The sequence below is a fragment of the Propionibacterium cyclohexanicum genome (assembly GCF_900111365.1).
Lineage (GTDB): Bacteria > Actinomycetota > Actinomycetes > Propionibacteriales > Propionibacteriaceae > Propionibacterium > Propionibacterium cyclohexanicum.
The window spans coordinates 27,325-46,354 of the sequence record NZ_FOGZ01000022.1; the positions used below are offsets into that span (position 1 = coordinate 27,325).

The window sequence follows — 19,030 nt, forward strand, 5'->3', positions numbered from 1 at the left end:
TGAAGCCACTATAGCCCCACGCCGCTGTGCTCAATCAGGGGGTGGACACCTGCTCGCGGCGGCGGTCCTGCTCGGAAGGGAAGAAGACGATGACGGCAACGGTGGCCGCCGCGACGGCCACAGCGCTGGCGCCCAATCCGATCCGCATGCCCGAGACGAAGCTCTGCTTGACCAGGGGCAGCAAGTCGGCGTAGCGGGGGTCCAAGGTCAGATCGACGGCCTGGGCCACCGAGGCGAGCACCCCATCGCGGGTCTGGGGATCAAGCGCGGCGACAAGCGGCTCGGTCTGCATTGCGCCCCGGTAGCGCGCGGCGAGCAGGCTGCCGATGATCGCGACCCCCATGGCGCTGCCCACCTGCATGAGGGCGCTGTTGGTGGCCGATCCGGCCCCCTCCGATTCGGAGGGCAGCGAGTCCATGACGGCCTGTGTTGCGGCGGGCATGAGCACTCCGGCGCCGAGCCCGAAGAACAATGCCCCGGGCAGCAGCTGGGCGAAGGACTCCTCGTTGGGGGTGGCGGCCAGCCAGGCAAATCCGAGCGTGACGAGCAGCAGTCCTCCGAGCACGGCACGCTTGATCCCCAGGGCGCGCAGCGCCTTCGGGGCGATGACCGCGCCGATGAGCATCGTCAGGGCCACCGGCATGATCGCCAGTCCGGACTGCCAGGGAGTGAAGCCGAGAACGTACTGCAGGAGCTGGGTGAGGACGAACAGGGCTCCGGCGCCGCCTCCTGTGACAAGGCCCGACACCGCCACTGAGACGGCGAAGGTGCGATGCCCGAACAGGCTCAGGCGCAGGATCGGCTCTCGTACCCGGCCCTGCCACCATACGAAGGCAGCCATCAGGCCGAGCCCTGCGAGGAAGGTGACGATGATCGGGGGCGAGGCGATTCCCAGGCCCGGAGCCGAGATGACTGCCCAGCACAGGACGCACAGTCCACCGATTGACAGTGCCGCTCCGAGCCAGTCGGTGCTCTCGTCGGCTCTTTCCGGCGCCACCTGCGGGATGAAGAGGAAGACACCGATCAGGCACAGCGCCGCGACCGGGACGTTGATGAGGAAGATCGCGCCCCAGCGGAAATGAGCGAGCAAGGCGCCCGAGAGCAGCGGCCCGACGGCTGCACCGGCACCATTGGCAGCCGACCAGATGGCGAAGGCCGTGGTCCGTTCGGTGGGCTTGCGGAACAGCACCGAGATGAGGGCGAGGGTGGAGGGGGTCAGGAGCGCGGCGCCGACACCGGTGACGGCGCGGGCCAGGATGAGCAGGCTCGTGTTGCCGGACAGCCCAGCGCCCAGCGAGCAGATGCCGAACGCGATGACCCCCGCGGTGAACGTGCGGGTGCGTCCCCAGCGATCGACGAGGCTGCCGGCGACGAGGAGGAAACCCGCGTAGGTCACTTGATAGGCGTCGACCGTCCATTGCAATTGGTCGTTGGTGGCCCTGAGATCGCGGGCCAGGCTGGGCAGGGCGACATTGAGGATGGTGTTGTCCATCGATGCCATGAACAAAGCCAGTGAGAGGACGAGCAAGCCGAGCCAACGCCGCTTGTCAGCAGGATCTGCGGCCTCGTCGATTCTGCTCACCGGGCGCCCGCCTTCCACACCGGCGCGCCCCCAGCGGCCGCACCTGAAGAGAACCTAATGCATCGGCTGGGCAGTTTCATGGCACGAAGGCGGTGCAAGGAAGCTGTGAACGCGATTTCAACCCAGGGTCGTAGGCGCAGCTCCGACGCCCGGTGGAACTGCCGGGGGCGATGGCAATTCCACCGGGAGCGGTTCGGCTCAGCGGTCCACGCGGGCGTTACCGCCGCCGGCCAGCTTGTACACCTCGGCCTTGCTGGCCATTGAGGTGTCACCGGGGGTGGTCATGGCCAGGGCGCCATGGGCGGCGGCCAGCTCGACACAGGTCTGCAGCGGTTCACCGGCCAACAGCCCGTACACCAGGCCGGAGGCGAAGGAATCGCCACCGCCCACACGGTCGAAGATCTCCATCGACTCGCGACGGGTTGCCTGGACGAGACCGTCCTCAGGGCTCCAGGCCAGCGCACTCCAGTCGTTGGACGACGCGGAATGCACGCCGCGCAGGGTGGTGGCGATGACCTTGAAGTTCGGATAACTGGCCGCGACCCGCTTGATCATCGCGCCGAACTTGTCGGTGGGAAGCTCAGTGAGATTCGCGTCGACGCCTTCGACCTCGAAGCCAAGCGCCGCGGTGAAGTCCTCCTCGTTGCCGATCATGACGTCGACATAGGGGGCGATCTCCCGGTTGACCTCCTGGGCTCGGGCCTGGCCGCCGATCGACTTCCACAGGCTCGGACGGTAGTTGAGGTCGTAGGAGACGATCGTGCCATTCTCGTGGGCGGTCTTCACGACATCGATACAGGTCTGGGCGCTCTGCTCGGACAGCGCTGCGTAGATCCCGCCGGTGTGCAGCCACCGCACACCCTGGTCGGCGAACAACCGGTTGAGCTCGAAGTCATCCGGTTTGGCCTGGGAGATTGCCGTATTGCCCCGATCGGAGGCGCCCACGCTGCCCCGTACCCCGAAACCGCGCTCGGTGAAGTTGAGGCCATTGCGGGCGGTGCGTCCTACGCCGTCGCTCGGCACCCAGCAGATGTGCTCGGTGCTCACTCCCCCCGTTTCGATGAAGTCCTCAACGAGGTGACCCACCTCGTTGTCCACCAGCGCGGTGAGCACAGCGGACTTCAGCCCGAAGACCTTGTGCAGGCCACGGACCACGTTGTATTCGCCCCCACCTTCCCAGGCCCGGAACGCGCGGGCGGTGCGGATGCGACCCTCTCCCGGATCCAGCCGAAGCATCACCTCGCCCAGGGCGACGGCATCGTAGGTGGACGACCCGGAGGGTCGCAGGGTGATTGAGGCAGTCATATGTCAGTCCTTTCCGACAGCAGGTCCCTCGACGGCGCGGACAGCAGCCGCGGTGAGCTCCTGAACATTGTCGAACCTACGCGCGTCGACGAGGTCGGCGGGTACCATCCAGGAGCCCCCCACCGCGGGAACGCATGACAGGGACAGATAGTCGTTGACGTTGTCGAGGTTGACTCCGCCGGTGGGGATGAAGGTGACCTGCGGGAAAGGTGCAGACAGGGCCTTGACGGTCTTGGCGCCCCCGAAGGCACCGGCTGGGAAGAACTTCAGCGTCGTCATGCCATCGGACAGCGCTGAGAGGATCTCGGTGCTGGTCACCACGCCGGGCAGCACGGGCACGCCCAGCGCGCGCGACTCGTCGATCACCTCCTGGCTGTAGCCGGGGCTCACGATGAAGCTCGCGCCGGCGTCGACGGCCTGGTCGACCTGGCGTGCTGTGATGACCGTACCGGCACCGACGAGGATGTCGCCGCGCTCGGCCATGATCTCGATGGAATGCTGGGCGGCAGGGGTGCGGAAAGTGACCTCCGCCACAGGCAGCCCCCCGGCCACCAGTGCCTGGGCGAGGCCGTCGGCGTTCGCCGCGTCATTGAGTACGACGACCGGCACGATGCGGTGGGCGGTGATGCTAGCGATGTCAGTCATTGGGGCGAGATCCTCCTGGATTGCCGAGATGGCTGGGGCGCGAGCTGGCCACCAGCCACTTCTGTTTATTTCTCTAGGTAAAACGATCAGTTTGGTGAATGAAACACTGGTCAGTCTAGGACACGTCCTCGGTGAAGAGCCCTGTCGCAGACCTGTCGAGGGCCCCACATCGGTCAGCCTCCCAGCGCTGCTGGCAGGCTCAGCCCCGCAGTGAGCAAGGGTGGCACCACCTCCTTCATGAGGGCCGCCAGCTCAGCGCGCCGAGAGGCCGTGAGGGCGCCGGCGAAGGTCGTCACGCTCAGGGCCCCTACAGCAGTTCCGGCACGCAACAGCGGCACGCCGAAGCAGGCAATGCCGGGCTCGTTCTGGCCGATCTCATAGGCATAGCCGTGCAGGCGGGCATGGTCGAGCGCTGCCCACAGCTTCTCCTCGGTGATGACTGCGCCGACCTGGGGGTCGTGAAGATAGGCGGACAGCTGATGACGCTCCACCCCGCTGTAGGCGAGGATCGCCAGGCCCAGCGAGGTGCGTGCCGCCGCCACGCTGCGGCCGACTTCCGACCACACCCTGATGACGTGCTGAGGCTCGACCTTGTCCACGTACACGATCTGATCGCCATTGAGCACTCCCAGATGCACCAGCTCGTCGGCCCGCCGGCACAGCGCCACCAGGGCCGGGTGCAGGCTCGCGGCGAGCGAGTCGCCCGAGGAATAGCGGCGGGCCAGCATGAGGGCCGCCGGGCCGAGCGCGTAATTGCCGTTCACCCGGTCCTGGCGGACATAGCCGCGGGCGCGCAGCGTGGCCAGCGCCCGGTAGGCCGTCGACTTGTTCATGGCGGTACCGGCGCACAGGCTCGCCAGGGAGGTGCCCTCCGCCCCTGCGTGGGACAGCGCGTCCAGCAGCGCCAGAGCACGGTCGATCGACTCAATGCGCGGCAGGGCGTCCGTCACTCGTCGACGATGTCGAGGGTGATGTCCACATTCCCGCGAAGGGCGTTGGAGTACGGACACAGCTGATCGGCGTCGTTGATGAGCCGCACCGCGGCCTCGTGATCAAGGCCGGGCACGTTGATCTCGAGGACCACCTGCAACTGGTAGCCACCCGCATCGTTCGCCCCGATCGATACACGCGAGCCGACCGAGACATCTCGCAGGGCGGTACCTTCCTTGCGCGCCACCGCATGCAGCGCGCTGTTGAAACAGGCCGCGTAGCCGGCGGCGAACAGCAGCTCCGGGTTCAGTCCCGCGCCGGAGCCTCCCATTTCCTTGGGCGCAGCCATGTCGGTGTCAAGACGCCCATCGACGGTGCGGACATGCCCGTCGCGTCCCCCTCCGGTGGACAGGGCCTCGGCTGTGTAGAGAGCTTCCATGCCTGATTCCTTTCGATCACTCGATGACAGAACACGGAATCGAAACCCCTTGGCGGGTTCGATGGGCTCCGCCGCCGGCAGGTTCGATTCACACTGTGCGGTATCAAGACTGGCCCAGTACCCAAGGCAGCCAGCGGAACGGCCCTCAGGGTGCCGACAGCGAGGCCGGCAGCCCTCATCGGGCAGGGCCCTCAGCGGGCAGGTCGTTGCGCCAAGAAGGTCGTGGGCACCTCCCGGACGAATTCCTTACCGCATTGCGCGCAGCGCATGGCCACTGGACGTGACGAAGGATTGCCTGCCGGGGTGGCGGCCTCATCGCCATCGGGCAGGCGATCCACCTCGCTGATCACCGAGACATTGGTGGACTGGCACCACGGATTATTGCATCTGACGACGTTGTCACTCATGGATCAACGGTAGGCCACGAGTGCGCTGCGGCACAGCGTGGCGGGCCGAAGATGCTCTCGGTGAATCTGGATGTCCCCTCCGCCTCATCGGGGCAGCTCGGCCTGCGCCGAGGATCGCCTGTCGGTCAAGCCATCACGTGTTCCCACTCGGCACGTCGACCCAGCATGACGCGGACCGCGTCCTTGGCGGCCGCAAGGCTGTGGTGGGCACCCCACCCGCACTGCACCTCGTTGGCCGCAGGCACGGCGTCCAGGTCGAGGATCTCGCGGAAGGTCTGCTCGACCAGGGCGCAGACGCCCGGCACGTTGGGATGCGCAGCAAGGATCAGGTAGAAACCGGTCTGGCAGCCCATCGGGCCGAAGTCGATGACCGCATCGCTATGGTTGCGCACGCATTCGGCGAAGGAGTGCTCGATCGAATGCACTGCCTTCATGTCGAGATGATCCTCATTGGGCTGGCAGAAGCGGATGTCGTACTTGGTGAGGGTGTCCCCGTGCGGCAGGTGCTTCACGTCCGCGACGCGAACGAACGGGGCTGCCACCTTCGTATGGTCGAGGTTGAAGCTCTCCACGTTCATGTGCTCGGGCACAACGACCTCCTTGAGGGATTGAGGGCACGACCATTGTGCCGCCACTGGGGCCCAGCGCTGGTGTAGCGTCCCAGCAAAACTCAGGAACGGAGCGAGCATGCAGATCTCCCGGCGGGCGCAGCAGGCCGCACCCTTCCACGTGATGGAGGTCGCCGAGCGGGCCAGCGAACTCGCGGCTCAAGGCGCCGATGTGATCTGCCTGAACGTGGGCGAGCCCGATTTCGGTGCAGCCCCGGCAGTCCTCGGCGCCTTGGCGCAGCTCAAGGACCAGTCACTGGGCTATACCGGAGCTGCGGGGCTGCCGCCGCTGCGCGCCGCGATCGCCGACTTCTACCGCGCTCGGCATGGCGTCGAGATTGATCCGAGCCGCGTCATCGTGACCTCCGGGGCCACCGGGGCGCTGCTGCTCGCCCTGGCGGCGCTTGTCGATCCCGGCGACGAGGTGCTCATGGCGGATCCGACCTATCCGTGCAATGTGCAGATCGCCGAAGCATTCGGTGCCCGGGTGCGCCTGCTGCCCACGGTTCCCGCCCAGCGCTATCAGCTCGACGCGGCGCTCGTCGAGAGCTCGTGGAGCGAACGCACCCGCGGGGTCATGGTGGCCAGCCCTGCGAACCCGACCGGCAGCTGCATGTCGACAGCCGAGCTGGGCCAGCTCAGCGGACTCATCCGCGAAAGATCAGGGTGGCTGCTATGCGACGAGATCTACCTCGACCTCACCGACGGCGATGCCCCCGGGGGCTCTCGGCGCAGCGTCCTGAACATCGACCCGGATGCGGTGGTGGTCAACAGCTTCTCGAAGTTCTTCGGGATGACCGGCTGGCGGCTCGGCTGGGCTATCGTGCCGCCCGAGCTCGTGGAGCCGCTCGAGAGGCTCAGCCAGAACTATGTCATCTGCCCCTCGGTCCTGGCCCAGCGCGCCGCTCTCGAGTGCTTCACGCCACCCACGCTGGCCTTGTTGGACGCGCGGCGTGCGGAGTTCCGGGCTCGCCGCGATCTGGTCCTCGAGGGCCTGGATCGGCTCGGCATTCCCGTGCCGGTCGCTCCCGATGGGGCGTTCTATGTCTACATGGATGTCTCGGGAACGGGTCTGGATTCGGCGCAGTTCTGCACGAGAGTGCTCCGCGAGGCACATGTGGCCCTCACCCCGGGCGTGGATTTCGGGCCGAGCACGGCGGCAACGCATGTGCGGCTGTCGTACTCGGCGAGCCGGGAGAAACTGTCCGAAGCGCTGCGCAGGCTGGACGCATTTCTCGGTGGGCTGTGAGCGGACCGGGCGGGGATCGGTGAGTCGAGCCTTGCTTCTCACTATCCTGAGCGCGTGCTGAGTGACCAGAAATCTCCCTTGTCATCCATCATCGTCTGCCTCGCATTGACCATGTCCGTTCTCGTTGCGGGGTGCGCGCAGTCGGCACCAGGTGCGGCAGGGCGGGCGGCAACGGGGGCAAGTCCCGTCACCCCCACCCCCTCTCCCACTCCTGACCCGGCGCTGGGCATCGCGCGACTCAAGCTGGCGCAGTACGACTACGAAGGGGCCAGGCAAGCCCTCAAGGACTCGAACTCGCCCGAAGCGACCTCGCTGCGGGCCACCATCGATGCCCAGGACGCCGCGGCAGTGGAGTGGCCCGACAATTCCACGATCTCACATCTGTTCTACCATTCGCTGATCGTCGATCCGGCGCGCGCATTCGCCCCCACTCAACAGCAGCGCAAGGGGTTCGCGGAATACATGGTGACGATCAACGAATTCACCAAGCAATTGCAGCAGATCTACGATCGGGGCTTCGTGCTCGTCCAGCCCACGCGCTATGTGATGCCGGACGCGTCCGGCGCGCTCACGTATCGTCCCATCCGGATACCGGCCGGCAAGAAGCCCCTCGTGCTGTCGATCGACGACGAGAACTACTACGAATACATGATCGGGGCCGGATTCGCCTCGAACTTCACGGTGGACGATCGCGGCCAGGTGGAGAATACCTACACCGATGCGTCCGGGAAGACCGTTCTGGGTGACTACGACGTGCCGACCGTCGTCGACAGTTTCGTGAGGGCCCATCCGGATTTCGCCTACCACGGGGACAAGGGCATCCTGGGCATCACCGGTTACAACGGGGTGCTCGGGTACCGCTCTTCGGTGAAGAGCTATGGCGAGAGCGCCCATACGCGTGAGGAGCAGCAGAAGGCCACGTCGGTGGCCGCCGCGCTCAAGACAGATGGTTGGACCTTCGCCTCGCACACCTGGGGACACATCAACGCCACCAAATCGAGCCTCGCCCAGATCACGGCCGACACCAAGCTGTGGGATGCCGAGGTGCGACCCATTCTCGGCGACACCCCTCAGCTGATCTTCCCATTCGGTGCCGACATCAGCGGGCTCGCGCAGTACGCCCCCGGCAATGCCAAGTACGACTTCTTCCGCAAGGATGGCTTCCGGTACTACTACCCCATCGACGCGAGCCGGCCGTACTGGGCCCAGCTGACCAGGGACTCCTACCGGCAGGCGAGGATCAACGTGGACGGCATCACCATGCAGCGCGAGCTCGACGGGAAGACGACCGTGCTCGACGGGTTCTTCGACACCCGCTCGGTCATCGACCCGGCCCGGCCGATCCCGACGCCCTGAGCCAGCAGCCCGGCCGCACGCGGAACCGGTCGCCCACCAGATTGGCGCACAACGGCCCGGTCGGGTAAAGTCCTGCAACGGGCCGGTGGCCCGGCGGGCTGTAGCGCAGCTTGGTAGCGCACTTGACTGGGGGTCAAGGGGTCGCAGGTTCAAATCCTGTCAGCCCGACCAATACCGTCTTATTCAAACCTTTGGACTGAGTAAGACGATTTTGGGAGTCAGGACGGCTCCCCGCAGATTCGCGGGGAGCCGTCCTTTTTGTTGCGGCGTGAGCGCGTGCGGCGAAGCGGTGGTGCGTCTGCCATTCGTGGAAGGTCTCGTTGATCTCTGTTCGTTCGCTGGTGAGGTGGAGGCCGTCTTCAGCGACGAGGACGTTGAGGCGTTTGAAGAACGCGCCGAGGAGGTTGCGTCGGGCGCTGTCGGGCAGGCTCTCGTACAGCTCACGGGGCTTCTCGAGCAGGTCAACGGATGCGTAGACGCGGTCGACGCCGCGCTGGATGCGGGCGCCGGTGCGGGCGAGCTTCTCTGCCACGGCACCCTTCTGCAGGGTGACGGCCTCGAGGCGTTCGCGGAGCTTGCTGCTGGGGAGCTTGCCATCGGCGGCGAGGTCGATCAGCCGATCCTCCTGCGCTTCGAGCTTGTCGAGCTGTTTGCGGAGCGCGTCTTTCTCTTCTTGTTCGTGGGACTGCATCTCTTCAAGGGCGTGACGTACCTGGTCGCGGATCTCCACCAGTTCCTCAGTGCGAAACTCTTCAGCAGCGACTGCCCTGGCGACAGCATCCTCGACGGCGTCGAGCCGAACGCTGGGCATGGTGCAGAGGCCGCGCTGTTTAGCGGTGCAGAGGTAGTACTCGTAGGTGCCGCCGCGGCCGGTGTTCTGGCTGTAGACGAGGCGACTGTCGCGTCCGGCTTCCTTGCACTCGGCACAGTAGAGCAGGCCGCGAAGGAAGTGGAAGTGGGTGCGGTCACGGTCGCCTCGGCGGTTACGGCCGTCAAGGATCTTCTGCACGGCGAGGAACAGTTCCTTGGAGATGATCGGTTCGTGGCGTCCGGGGTAGAGGCGCCCTTTGTAGCGGATGACGCCGGTGTAGTACGGGTCTCGGAGGATCATCGCGAGCTGGCTCGTGGATAGCGGCCTCGCCGCACGTTTCGATGAGGGGCGTGTGGTGAGTCCTTGGTCTTCGAGCATCATCTGCAGTTGCATGATCGAGTGCTGCCCGGTGGAGTACTGCTCGAACGCCCACCGGATCAGCGGAGCACGGACGGGGTCGACGTCGATGGTGTTGACGAGTCGGCCATCGAAGTCTTTGCGGGCGTTGAGGTAGCCGAGCTTGGCTCGTCCGACCGTGCCGCCGCGTTCGACCTTGTGGGCCATCTTGATCTTGATGTCTTCCCCGCTCATGCGAACTTGGAGTTCGTTGACGACGTCGGTGATCGCTTCCATCGCGTCGCCCATGTAGCCGTCGCCGAAGTTCTCCTTGGCGGAGATCAGCTCGACGCCCTTCTCGCGGAGGCTGCGCTTGACGATGGCGGCGTCGAGGTGGTTGCGGAATACGCGGGAGCGCATGTAGATGACGACGTACTTCACGTCGGGGTAGCTGTCGATGAAGCGCAGCAGCTTCTTGAACTCCGGCCGCTTCTCGATCGTCTGCGCGGACTGGCCAGGTTCAACGAACTCGCGCAGCACCGGGACACGCAGCTCCTTGGCCTTCTTCAGTGTCCACTCGCGCTGCGTGGCGATGCTGTTGCCGTCCTCATCGAGGTCGGCAGCGGTGTTCATCTGCCGGGTCGTCGAGACACGCAGATAGACAACAGCCGCTCCCGTGCGCGTGGCGCGCTCGGATTCGCCATTGTCCTTAAGTAGGTGCTCCAGGCCGGTGATCGACGTGAGCGTCGGTTCTCGGGTGATGGTTGTTTCCTGGGTTGCCGGGTTCATGGGTGTTCCTCCTGTTACGTCCTCCGGATTAACGCTCTCTTTGCCCTCGAAGTCCAGTCCTTTTTGCCTGGTCAGGGCGGGTTCCTGGGAATCCGACAGGGGTCGATGAGTGATGTAGTTTTCTCCACGGCTATCCGGTGTCATCACGGTGCATCGCCTCCTGTTCTTCGTGCTTTCTTGCTTTGGCTCGTGCTTGATCGCGGGCGTAGATGCCGTGCAGGACGAGGGCGAGTTTCCAGACGTCCAGCCGGTCGCGTTGCTCGAAGCTGACCCGCACCCGCTTGGGTACGCGCGGTCGCCCGCCCTGGCGACGGGCGATGGTCTCATCGAGCGGATCTTGGCTACTTGTGGAAGACATAGATCCGGTCCTCCTCTTCAACGAGGTCGAACGCGTCAGCGACTTGTTCGCGAAGTGCTTCGTAGTCGGGGTTCATCTGCTCGATGACGAGCTGACGGTCTTCGGCGTAGGTGAAGACGTCACGTTCGCGTTCGTCGACTTCCGCGAGTTCGTGGATTGCTTCCTCGAAGGTTGCGAAGACGCCGAGGTAGCAGTCATGGAAGTCCTGCATGATGTCGCCGCTCATGGCGTTGGTGTCGGGCAGGCTGAGGTAAGCGCGCAGAGCTGCGTCCCGTTTGACGGAGAGTTCCCCGAGCGTCTCGGTCAGATCTTGAATGTCTTTCGTGCCGTAGATTCCGGGGACGTTGATGCGGAGGTACCAGTCGCCCACCTCGATGCCGGTCGGAACGAGGATGTTGTCCAGACGCGGCGGGTAGGCCTCGACGTAGGTCGCTGACCGAGCGTCGGGGTGTTGTTGGCGGATGAGGTGGGTGCCGAGCCAGTCGATGAGTTCCTGCGTCGACGCCGTGACACCTTCGTCGTTATGCAGGCAGAGGTACTCCTCACGCAGGGTCTCGTAGTCGCCCTCGCCGGTGCGGGCGAAGTCCGCCAACGCACTCTCGCGGCCGAGACAGCGTCCGAGTACGTGCGCGATGCAGCGCGCTGTGCCACTGCGGATATCCTGCCTCTGCCCCGTCGCTTCGGCAATGCCAGCGGCGATGAGTTCACCGAAGCGGCGTGCGGCGACGTCGAAGCGCCGCCAGTCGGGTGTTTCACGCTCAGCGGCGGGGCGCAGCAGCTGCTCTGGGACCGGCTTGTAATGCTCCGCGTCGTGGCGGTTCGGCGTGATCCGTTCGCTCATTGTCGGCCTCCGCTGATGAACAGCACGTAGCGTGCGAGCGCGTCGACCCAGGCTTCTTCCTCGAAGGGAACCTCGACCCGGTCAAGTTCGTCGAGCAGTGCCTCGGTATCGACCTCGCCGGTAGCGGCGAACTGTTGCATGGCGGTGTGGTCGGCGTCGGCGATCGCGCCAGCGATCACTTGTGCCAGGGTCTTCTGCAATTCGGGACGCCCGAGTCCTACTACGAGGTTGATCGCTCGCCGGGTCTCGTCCTTGGTCGGCATCTGCGTGAGTGCCGATGTCATCTCCTGGCGCTCGGCGTTCCTGCCGTTAGTGATTGATGGTGAAGTCATAGTGAACCTCCTTTCGGATTAGGTGATGTGTAGGGGGCGACCACGGCGAGTGATTGCTCGGCGGTGGCCGTGTGGAAGAGCGCGGCGTTGAGGCGGCGGTCTTCCTGGATGGCGCGCCGGATCTTGTCGGCGCGCTCTACGGTGGGGGTTGTCCAGACGACGAGCGGGAACAGTCCGTCGCTTTTCGCTTGCTCGGTGCCGGATTCCCAGTACCGCTGGTAGAGCCCGGATTTACGCAGCACGGCGGGTAGGTGCTCGGTGTCGCGGTCGATCTCCACGAAGCTGTGGGTCTCGCTCTCAGCATCCGCCGTCACGACCGCCAGATCCGGTTTGAGGGTGAGCGCCCCGCCCTGCGCGGCCTGGAATTGTCGCCAGGAGGCGGGTTCGGTGTGTAGTTCGAGGATGTCGAAGCCGCCTGCTCGTGCCTGCTCGGTCAGGGTTGCGGCGTAGCGGGCGACGTCGAGGGTGTGGGCGAGGAACCCGGCTCCGGGGTCGACGTAGCGCCTGCGCCCGGTTTCGCCGCGTCGGGCGCGGAGGAGGCGTTCTCCGGCGGCGGCGAGCTGCCATACGGTCTGGCCCGAACCACGCCCGTGTCCGCCCACACGGCGGCCGACACGGGCGACCAGGCCGTGTTCCTCCAGGCGGTGTAGTACTCGTAGCGTGAGTCGGGTCGCTGTGGCCTGGGTGGCGAATCCCGGCTGCCCGTCCGGCTGCGAGCCGACGGGGAACTCGAGGCGCTGGATGAGCCGGGTATCGAGCAGGCGGAACTGTTCGAGGTCTTCGAGAATCCGTAGGTCGCGGTCGGTCAGGTGCAGCAGGAGTTCCCCGATCTTGTAGGGGGTGCGCGGTGTCATGCGACACCTCCCTGCAGCCTCCAGGAGCCTGGGAGCGGTTGGCCCGCGTGGCGGCCCCGTACCCCGCTCGAATGAGCGGGAGTCCCATCCCTGTTCGGCATGGAAACGCCGCAACAGTGGCGAACAGGGGGACGCTTCAGCAGAACGAACGGAGCATCGAACGGATCACGGAATGGATCAGGAACGACACTGTTCGAACGCCCACTCACGTCTCTCGTGAACGTCCTCATCGTCGTCATGGCCGTCTCCTCCGCTGATGCGAACGCACCGCAGGCACCTCACCCGCGCTCGGTGATGCATCGCCTGGTGGAGGCGTCGCATTCTTCGGCGCTGACCGGCGTTCGGCATGGACAGTCGGTGCGGCGTCGCCAGCGAACCGTTCACGGTAGGCGGCACGGATCTTGTCGGCGTGGCCGGAGTCGGGCGCGGGTGGTTCGGTCTTTGCGGAGAACCATCCCGCCGGTGCTCCGTCCGTGACTAGGTTGCCGTAGACGTGTCTGAGCGCGAGGGCTTGGAAGTCGTCGGTGGTGAGCTTTGTGGTCGTCTTCGCTAGCTCCCGGGCGTCCTTCGGGCTGGCCGCGAAGGTGACCAAGTTTCTGGCGTTCAGCTCGACAGCATCGACGAGCTTCGCAGGCACGAGGCCTCGTCCCTGGAGCGCTACGTGCCAGTCAATTCCGTAAGAACGACTGGTCGCGAGGGCATCGTCGATGGAGGTTGGTAGGTGCAGGTAGCGCTGTACCTCGTCGATGAAGACGAAGCCGGGGCGTGAGCGTGGGTTGTCTTCGGTGGCGCGTTCCTGGGTTGCAAGCCACGCTTCCGCGACGATCAGGCCGCCGAGCAGCTGCGACGCTCCTGGCCCGATCAGTGCATCGTTGAGTGGGACAAGAATGGCGCGGTCGTGCTTCCACGCGTCCCGGACGCGGATCTTCGGCCGTGCCTGTCCGAGTACGGCGGCGATGTTCTTGCGCAGTACGTACTTGCGCAGCTTGTTCAACGGGGCGGCGACCATGTTGGCGCGGCCTGCGGGTGAGAGTTCGTTGAACGTGGCCCAGAAGCCCGCGAGGATCGGGTCGTCCGCGACCGCCCCGATGACGCTCCTGCGATAGCCGTCGTCGGAGAGCAGCATGGGCAGATCCAGCAGCGTGTGCGGGATGCCCCGGCGTTGCCCATCCGCCACCAGGGTGAGGAGCCCGGTGAGTATCAGTTCCTCGGTTCGTGGGCCCCATCCGTCGGTGAAGACGGTCTTGAGAACTTCGAGGATGCCGTCGACGACTGGGCCGGGATCACGATCCCCGATGTCTAGCGGGTTGAAGCCGACCGGGTTCGGCTCCGCGGCATCGATGACGACGATCCGCCCAGCCGCTGACTTTGGGGCACGGGCGACGATGGCGTCGACCAGCTGCCGTTTCGGCTCGATCAGCACCAGCGGCCTACCGGCCGTAATGTCCGACAGTGCGAGGTGGGCGAAGATCTCGCTCTTGCCCGACCCGGTGCCGCCCGTGATCGCTGTATGGAGCAGACGCCCCTCTGGCGTCATCCCGATACGCTTCTCGGCCCCTGGTGCGGTGCTGGTGGCGAAGATCGACACCTTCTCCGTGATGCCGCTTGGCGGTGGGATGAGCTTCGGGTGCCGGGGTGGCAGGCCGGGAAGCTCCAGTTCGTCGACCGGCCAGCAGATAAGCCCGGTGAGTTGCGATGCGGTGAGCGGCAGCGGCCTCCACCCGAGCGCACACTGTTCCCAACGCGACGGTGACTCGTTCACCAGTGACAGCCGTGCGCCGGGCGCCTCGAGCTGTTCGAGTGCGGAGAGGAACTGGCCACGGAGCTGCTGACGACGTTCCGGCACGGCAGCGGTCACGCCGATGCGCACGGTCACCTCGATCCGAGCCTGACCGGCATGCTGCGCAACCCGGCGTCGCGTCTCGGATGGCGCAGACCCCGCGCCGCGCAACACGAGTTCCGGCACTGTCCTGCTCGGGTCGAGGATCTTCGCAGGCACCGCCACGGGTCTGTGACCTCGGCCGAGCACCACCTGGAGCGCGATCGTCTCACCCTTGCGGCGCCCGGCGAAGACGCTGTAGATGCCGTGCAGCACATCCGAGGTGGCGTCGTCGCGGAGCGGCATCGCTTTCGGCGTCAGCCTGAGACGAGCCACCCGCTTCGGTGTCGCTGGCCGAGAGATCCGGAGCGTGCGTGACTCCGGTAGATGGGTGCGAAGCAGCGTGCGGACGGTCGGCTTCCCCGATTCCGCACGCCCGACCAGGTGGGTGATGCCCTCGTCGTCCGCCCAGGTCTCGAAAACCAGGGGACGGGGCGACTCCGGCGTGCTCAGCCGCTCGATCAGGCGCTGCACCTGGGCGGAGGTCAGCTCCATACCGGGCAGCAGCCTCGTGTAGTGGATCGGCTCAGGCATCGGGCACCTCCTTCTCGGGTGTTCCCGCCGAGTCCTGGCGGGTGTGCTGCCGTTCGTGCTCGTGGGCGGCTTCCGCTTCAAGTCGGGCCTGCTCGAGCCCTGCGGCGGTGAGGACGTTGGCGATCTGCTCAGGACGCAGATCATGATTCAGTTCGCTGAAGACCCAGACCCTGCGATCAGGGCGTTTACGGTAGCGGTGTTGAGATTTCCGACTCATACAACACACACCTCCTTCCGGCGAGTCACCGAATTACGTTTGCTACATGCAGTCGCTGAAGGTCGTGCGGATTCCGCTTGACGCGGGTTTCGGACGATTACGAAGTATTCATTTGTCTTTGTCAAGAGGGATTGTGTATTCCACAACGTTTTTCTTGAGGTGAATGTGGACATGCTTTTCACCAACGATCCCGCCAGCGGCGGTAAATGAGCAGCCCGATCCACACCGCCGCGACGATCCCGGCGACCAGCAGCAACCAGCCCCAGATCGCGGACAGCAGCTCCACCGCCAGATACAGGAGGATCACGCTCACGAACACCGCGAAGCAGAACCCGAGAATGCGGGAGGCCATCGTGACGGGCTCCTTGTCGTTCTTGCCGGGCTGTTTCGAGGTGGAGAACATCAGGCATCACCGACCCCTCCGCCTGCCGCGTTCTTGCGGTGAAACGTCTTGTCGGCAGGTACGGGGTAGCCCCACGGAGCGAAGTTCACGTCGCAGGTCTCCAGTTCGTTGCCCCAGAATCCGTAGCGGGGATCGGGGCGACGGGTACGGGCGAACAGCTCGAGGATGCGGGCGTCAGGCCCGGCGATTCGTTCTGCGATGGCGTACTGCTCAAGTGGTTTCTCGGCGTGACGGCCGGATGGGGAGACAAACCAGTCAGGCTGGGCACGATAGTCGGAGACGACGTCCCCTCTCGTGCCGACGAGGAGGATCTCGGATGCGTGCAGGATGCCGATGTGCTTCTTGCCGAAGCCGTAACGGTTGAGCTTGCCCCAGGTGATCCAGTCGCCCACCTCGTATGACCACGCCTTCATGACGTCCTTGGCTTCCTCGATGAGTGACTTGGTCGTCCAGAGGAACAGCCAAGAGTCGGGCTTCGTGTGAGCGCGGATAGCGTCACCCATCCCTGCGATGCGACTGAGCGGCATGGTCGGGTAGTGTTTCTCCCCGCCCTGCCCCTGCCACGGCGGGTCGGCCAGCACCGCGTCATACGGCTCAGCTGCTGTGTTCATGTTGGCCAGCGGTGCTGACGCTTCTGTCGAGCCGCTGGGGAGGATGCTGCTTGCGTCCTCGATTGCGTTGATATTCATGAGGTGAATCTCCTTTCTCCGCCCGAATTTGATGAAGCGCTGGTGGCTTCACGGGCGGCGGATGGACGTTTATGGAGGGTCGGGATGAATTCGTCAATGGTCCGTTCGGGACGTTGTGGATTTCACGGCGTCCCGAACGGGTCGCCGAATGGATCACTGGCTACAGAGGCCGAATAGCGGCGTGAGTGGCAGCGTTTTTCGGTGTTGTGGAATTGGCAACGGGAGGACGAGAAAGCGTCGCGCCCTCCCGTTGCCGTGGCTCAAGTTGTCGGTGGGGTCTTCCCGGAGGCGAGGATCGCCTGGCGTGCCATCTCCCGGGAGGCCTCGTCGCGTTCGGCGGCGAGTTGCTGGGCGAGGCTCAGGATCGTGCGGCGCAGCTGCTCCTGTTTCCGGTCAAGCTCGGCTTCGATCGCCGCGATGCGTGCCTGACGTCGATGCACGAACCAGGCTGTGGCGGCCTCGATAAGCAGCTGGGCGAACAGGATGATCCCGAGTGCGAGGAGCGTGAGCCCGGCCAGGGCGAGGCCCATGCTGAGGCCGTGCCACAGGGTGTCGACGTTCATGTCAGAGCCTCGCGATCCGCTGCCCGGCAGAGATGGCGTAGCTGGCGATGAGCTGCTCGTAGAACTGCCCGCCCGCCGGGGCGACCTTCATGTGGGCTTCGGCCTGGGTGACGAGGGTGGCGACGTTCGTCAGGGCGTGGGCGACCAGGAAGGCGCGGGCGCTTTCGGCGGTGGCTTCGACCTCGACCCGGGAGGTGATCTGTTCGATCTCCTGGCGGGTCTGCCGGGCCAGTGCGTTGCTCTGGTGGCGCTCAGCAGCCGTGCCGGGAGAGATGCTGAACAGGCCACCGCTCGGCGTGTGGTTCTGGGAGGGGATGAGAGCGGACATGATGATTCCTTCTTTCTGGATGGGTGTCAGCGGATGAAAGAGGTTGAGGAAGACCGCGGCGTTGACGCCGCCGCATGGCCGAGGGACGGATCAGCCGCGAGTGCGACCGAGCGCAGCAGAAGTGCTGCATGCTGCACTGAAGGATGGATGAGCGTGTCCAAAGTTCGGGACTCCTGACGGTGAACGAGAGCTGCTGCTGGGGTGCCACAGCTGGGGTGTTTCCCCTTGTCGTTCTGAGTCTCGAAGCCGCTGGTGGGCGGAAGATATGACAGTTCCTGGGCGCTTTCTGGCTACGCTGGAAGCGGCAGACGAAGAGAGGTGGGTGCGGTGAGAACGCAGCTGACCCCGCCTGATGTGAAGGTGATCGCGCGGTCGTTACGGCCGATCGTTACAGCGGGTCTGCCGGTAAGTCCGGACTTCAGTGACGAGACACTGCTCGGGCTCCGGGGCGTGGTGGCGCGCAGCATCCAACCCGATCACCGGCTCAGCCGCGTCAAAGCCTTAGATGACCTGTTGGCGCGGCTTCTCGTCAACTACCCTGATGACGCGCTGGGCGAAGCCGCCCGGGTGCTGTTCGGTATCGCGCCCGGTTCGCGCGGGCTTACCATTACGAGACGTCGGGAACGGGCAGCTGAGCTGATCGACCGGGAGGCTGAGCACTTCCGCAAACGTATTGAACCCGGTGTCGTCGCCGAGGTTGCCTGGCAGTTGCACCGCGACTCGCAGAACTACATCCCGCGCGGACGAGCAGTACCGCCACCCCTGGAGTCATCCGGCGATACTCCGATGATCCGGCAGGGCGATGTTGCTAACGCCGAGGCAGCGGAACATGAGGAACTCCTCTCTCGGGTCTGGGCACACGTGTATGCGCTCAGAGCCGAGATCCTCAGAGTCGAGCGACTCAAGACCTGGCCCTACGATCCCACTGAACCAGAGACCAGCCGGCGGGTGCTCGCACAGGCGTACGAAGCAAGAGACTACGAAGTCGATGCCGTCAGACGACTGATCCAGGCGTACGTCGATCGTTATGGGCAACGCATCACACATGGGGACGCCGAGTTCAATGCCGAAGCACTACTGCGTTTGGCTGGATGGAACGACGAGACGATGCGGTAGTACCCCCGAGTTCACGCCGAAACTGATCCCTTGAGTTTCGCTATTCACAGACAACGCGAGCCCCTGATACGGTGCCAGAAATCCGAGAAACCTGTGATCAACACCGCCAGCAAGTCAACGGCGGAAGCGAAATCCCTGATGGACACGTATGACTAGGGCTAATACGAAGACCTCCCGCACCTCGACGACGAGGCGAGGTGCGGGCGCTTCCTACTGAGGGAATCGGCTACAGTGCTGGCCCTGTCGAGGTCGAAGCGTGTGGTGTGCCGTTCCAGATCCAGCCGGGGGAATCACCGTCGGCATAAGGATAGAGTATGGATCCCTTGGTTATCATCGCGTCGGCGACTAAGAGACTTATTCCTATCTCGGCGTTTCGCTTAGGGCATTGGCCCTTTCCTTGGGATAATTACTGTACCACCACTAGTTATCCTGACGGGAAAGAACCAATGCTGATACAGT

21 protein-coding genes and 1 tRNA gene are annotated in these 19,030 nt (G+C 64.9%); 4 read left to right on the forward strand and 18 right to left on the reverse strand.

Annotation, left to right across the window (positions count from 1 at the left end):
- Positions 1 to 34: 34 nt before the first annotated feature.
- The 7 genes from BMX93_RS10065 to BMX93_RS10095 all read right to left on the reverse strand — a co-directional run bounded on the left by BMX93_RS10065 (position 35) and on the right by BMX93_RS10095 (position 5,886).
- Positions 35 to 1,582 (reverse strand): MFS transporter, encoded by a 1,548-nt coding sequence (locus BMX93_RS10065; protein WP_245725823.1) that lies wholly within the window; start codon positions 1,580 to 1,582, stop codon positions 35 to 37.
- Positions 1,583 to 1,780: 198 nt separating this feature from the next.
- Positions 1,781 to 2,887 carry a sugar kinase gene (locus BMX93_RS10070; protein WP_091970668.1) on the reverse strand — a complete coding sequence of 369 codons (1,107 nt, stop codon included), beginning with the start codon at positions 2,885 to 2,887 and terminating at the stop codon, positions 1,781 to 1,783.
- A gap of 3 nt (positions 2,888 to 2,890) precedes the next feature.
- Complete coding sequence (locus BMX93_RS10075; RefSeq protein ID WP_091970670.1) at positions 2,891 to 3,532, reverse strand: bifunctional 4-hydroxy-2-oxoglutarate aldolase/2-dehydro-3-deoxy-phosphogluconate aldolase; 642 nt, start codon at positions 3,530 to 3,532, stop codon at positions 2,891 to 2,893.
- A gap of 173 nt (positions 3,533 to 3,705) precedes the next feature.
- Positions 3,706 to 4,482: an IclR family transcriptional regulator gene (locus tag BMX93_RS10080; RefSeq protein ID WP_091970672.1), complete on the reverse strand. Its 777-nt coding sequence runs from the start codon at positions 4,480 to 4,482 to the stop codon at positions 3,706 to 3,708.
- The gene (locus tag BMX93_RS10085; protein WP_091970674.1) at positions 4,479 to 4,901 is read right to left on the reverse strand and encodes an organic hydroperoxide resistance protein; all 423 of its coding nucleotides are present in this window, start codon (positions 4,899 to 4,901) and stop codon (positions 4,479 to 4,481) included. Before BMX93_RS10085 ends, BMX93_RS10080 begins: the two co-directional genes overlap by 4 nt.
- 191 nt (positions 4,902 to 5,092) lie before the next feature.
- The gene (locus BMX93_RS10090; RefSeq protein ID WP_091970676.1) at positions 5,093 to 5,308 is read right to left on the reverse strand and encodes a hypothetical protein; all 216 of its coding nucleotides are present in this window, start codon (positions 5,306 to 5,308) and stop codon (positions 5,093 to 5,095) included.
- 125 nt (positions 5,309 to 5,433) lie between these two features.
- Positions 5,434 to 5,886, reverse strand: coding sequence for an S-ribosylhomocysteine lyase (locus tag BMX93_RS10095; protein ID WP_177170181.1), 453 nt, complete (start codon positions 5,884 to 5,886; stop codon positions 5,434 to 5,436).
- 109 nt (positions 5,887 to 5,995) lie between these two features.
- Here BMX93_RS10095 and BMX93_RS10100 point away from each other — a divergent pair, with 109 nt between their 5' ends.
- From BMX93_RS10100 to BMX93_RS10110, 3 genes are all read left to right on the forward strand, one after another.
- A complete protein-coding gene (locus BMX93_RS10100) occupies positions 5,996 to 7,165 on the forward strand; it encodes an aminotransferase class I/II-fold pyridoxal phosphate-dependent enzyme (RefSeq protein WP_091970681.1) in 1,170 nt (389 codons plus the stop codon).
- A 78-nt stretch (positions 7,166 to 7,243) separates the two neighbouring features.
- The gene (locus tag BMX93_RS10105) at positions 7,244 to 8,521 is read left to right on the forward strand and encodes a polysaccharide deacetylase family protein (protein ID WP_143052883.1); all 1,278 of its coding nucleotides are present in this window, start codon (positions 7,244 to 7,246) and stop codon (positions 8,519 to 8,521) included.
- Between the two features lie 94 nt (positions 8,522 to 8,615).
- Positions 8,616 to 8,692: transfer RNA gene (locus tag BMX93_RS10110), tRNA-Pro, on the forward strand.
- On the opposite strand, the gene BMX93_RS10115 is transcribed toward BMX93_RS10110, so the two are convergent.
- From BMX93_RS10115 to BMX93_RS10160, 11 genes are all read right to left on the reverse strand, one after another.
- Positions 8,655 to 10,601, reverse strand: a complete 1,947-nt coding sequence (locus tag BMX93_RS10115; protein ID WP_245725824.1) for a recombinase family protein — start codon at positions 10,599 to 10,601, stop codon at positions 8,655 to 8,657. The two genes, BMX93_RS10110 and BMX93_RS10115, sit on opposite strands and share 38 nt — an antisense overlap.
- Entirely contained in the window at positions 10,588 to 10,815 is a 228-nt protein-coding gene (locus tag BMX93_RS12950; protein WP_177170180.1) for a hypothetical protein, read from the reverse strand. The genes BMX93_RS10115 and BMX93_RS12950 overlap by 14 nt, the downstream gene beginning before the upstream one ends.
- Complete coding sequence (locus tag BMX93_RS10120) at positions 10,799 to 11,656, reverse strand: hypothetical protein (protein ID WP_091970687.1); 858 nt, start codon at positions 11,654 to 11,656, stop codon at positions 10,799 to 10,801. Before BMX93_RS10120 ends, BMX93_RS12950 begins: the two co-directional genes overlap by 17 nt.
- The gene (locus BMX93_RS10125) at positions 11,653 to 11,988 is read right to left on the reverse strand and encodes a hypothetical protein (protein WP_143052884.1); all 336 of its coding nucleotides are present in this window, start codon (positions 11,986 to 11,988) and stop codon (positions 11,653 to 11,655) included. Before BMX93_RS10125 ends, BMX93_RS10120 begins: the two co-directional genes overlap by 4 nt.
- Complete coding sequence (locus BMX93_RS10130; RefSeq protein WP_091970692.1) at positions 11,985 to 12,842, reverse strand: replication-relaxation family protein; 858 nt, start codon at positions 12,840 to 12,842, stop codon at positions 11,985 to 11,987. The genes BMX93_RS10125 and BMX93_RS10130 overlap by 4 nt, the downstream gene beginning before the upstream one ends.
- Positions 12,843 to 13,077: 235 nt before the next feature.
- On the reverse strand, positions 13,078 to 15,255 hold the full coding sequence (locus BMX93_RS10135; RefSeq protein ID WP_091970694.1) for a type IV secretory system conjugative DNA transfer family protein: 2,178 nt from the start codon (positions 15,253 to 15,255) through the stop codon (positions 13,078 to 13,080).
- The gene (locus tag BMX93_RS10140) at positions 15,248 to 15,472 is read right to left on the reverse strand and encodes a hypothetical protein (RefSeq protein WP_091970696.1); all 225 of its coding nucleotides are present in this window, start codon (positions 15,470 to 15,472) and stop codon (positions 15,248 to 15,250) included. The genes BMX93_RS10135 and BMX93_RS10140 overlap by 8 nt, the downstream gene beginning before the upstream one ends.
- 178 nt (positions 15,473 to 15,650) lie before the next feature.
- The gene (locus BMX93_RS10145; protein ID WP_091970698.1) at positions 15,651 to 15,875 is read right to left on the reverse strand and encodes a hypothetical protein; all 225 of its coding nucleotides are present in this window, start codon (positions 15,873 to 15,875) and stop codon (positions 15,651 to 15,653) included.
- Positions 15,875 to 16,564 carry an MT-A70 family methyltransferase gene (locus BMX93_RS10150; RefSeq protein ID WP_091970700.1) on the reverse strand — a complete coding sequence of 230 codons (690 nt, stop codon included), beginning with the start codon at positions 16,562 to 16,564 and terminating at the stop codon, positions 15,875 to 15,877. The genes BMX93_RS10145 and BMX93_RS10150 overlap by 1 nt, the downstream gene beginning before the upstream one ends.
- A gap of 260 nt (positions 16,565 to 16,824) precedes the next feature.
- Complete coding sequence (locus BMX93_RS10155; RefSeq protein WP_091970702.1) at positions 16,825 to 17,127, reverse strand: hypothetical protein; 303 nt, start codon at positions 17,125 to 17,127, stop codon at positions 16,825 to 16,827.
- A gap of 1 nt (position 17,128) precedes the next feature.
- Positions 17,129 to 17,455, reverse strand: a complete 327-nt coding sequence (locus BMX93_RS10160) for a hypothetical protein (RefSeq protein ID WP_091970704.1) — start codon at positions 17,453 to 17,455, stop codon at positions 17,129 to 17,131.
- Between the two features lie 327 nt (positions 17,456 to 17,782).
- Here BMX93_RS10160 and BMX93_RS10165 point away from each other — a divergent pair, with 327 nt between their 5' ends.
- Positions 17,783 to 18,571 (forward strand): hypothetical protein, encoded by a 789-nt coding sequence (locus BMX93_RS10165; protein ID WP_143052885.1) that lies wholly within the window; start codon positions 17,783 to 17,785, stop codon positions 18,569 to 18,571.
- The last annotated feature ends 459 nt before the right edge of the window (positions 18,572 to 19,030 follow it).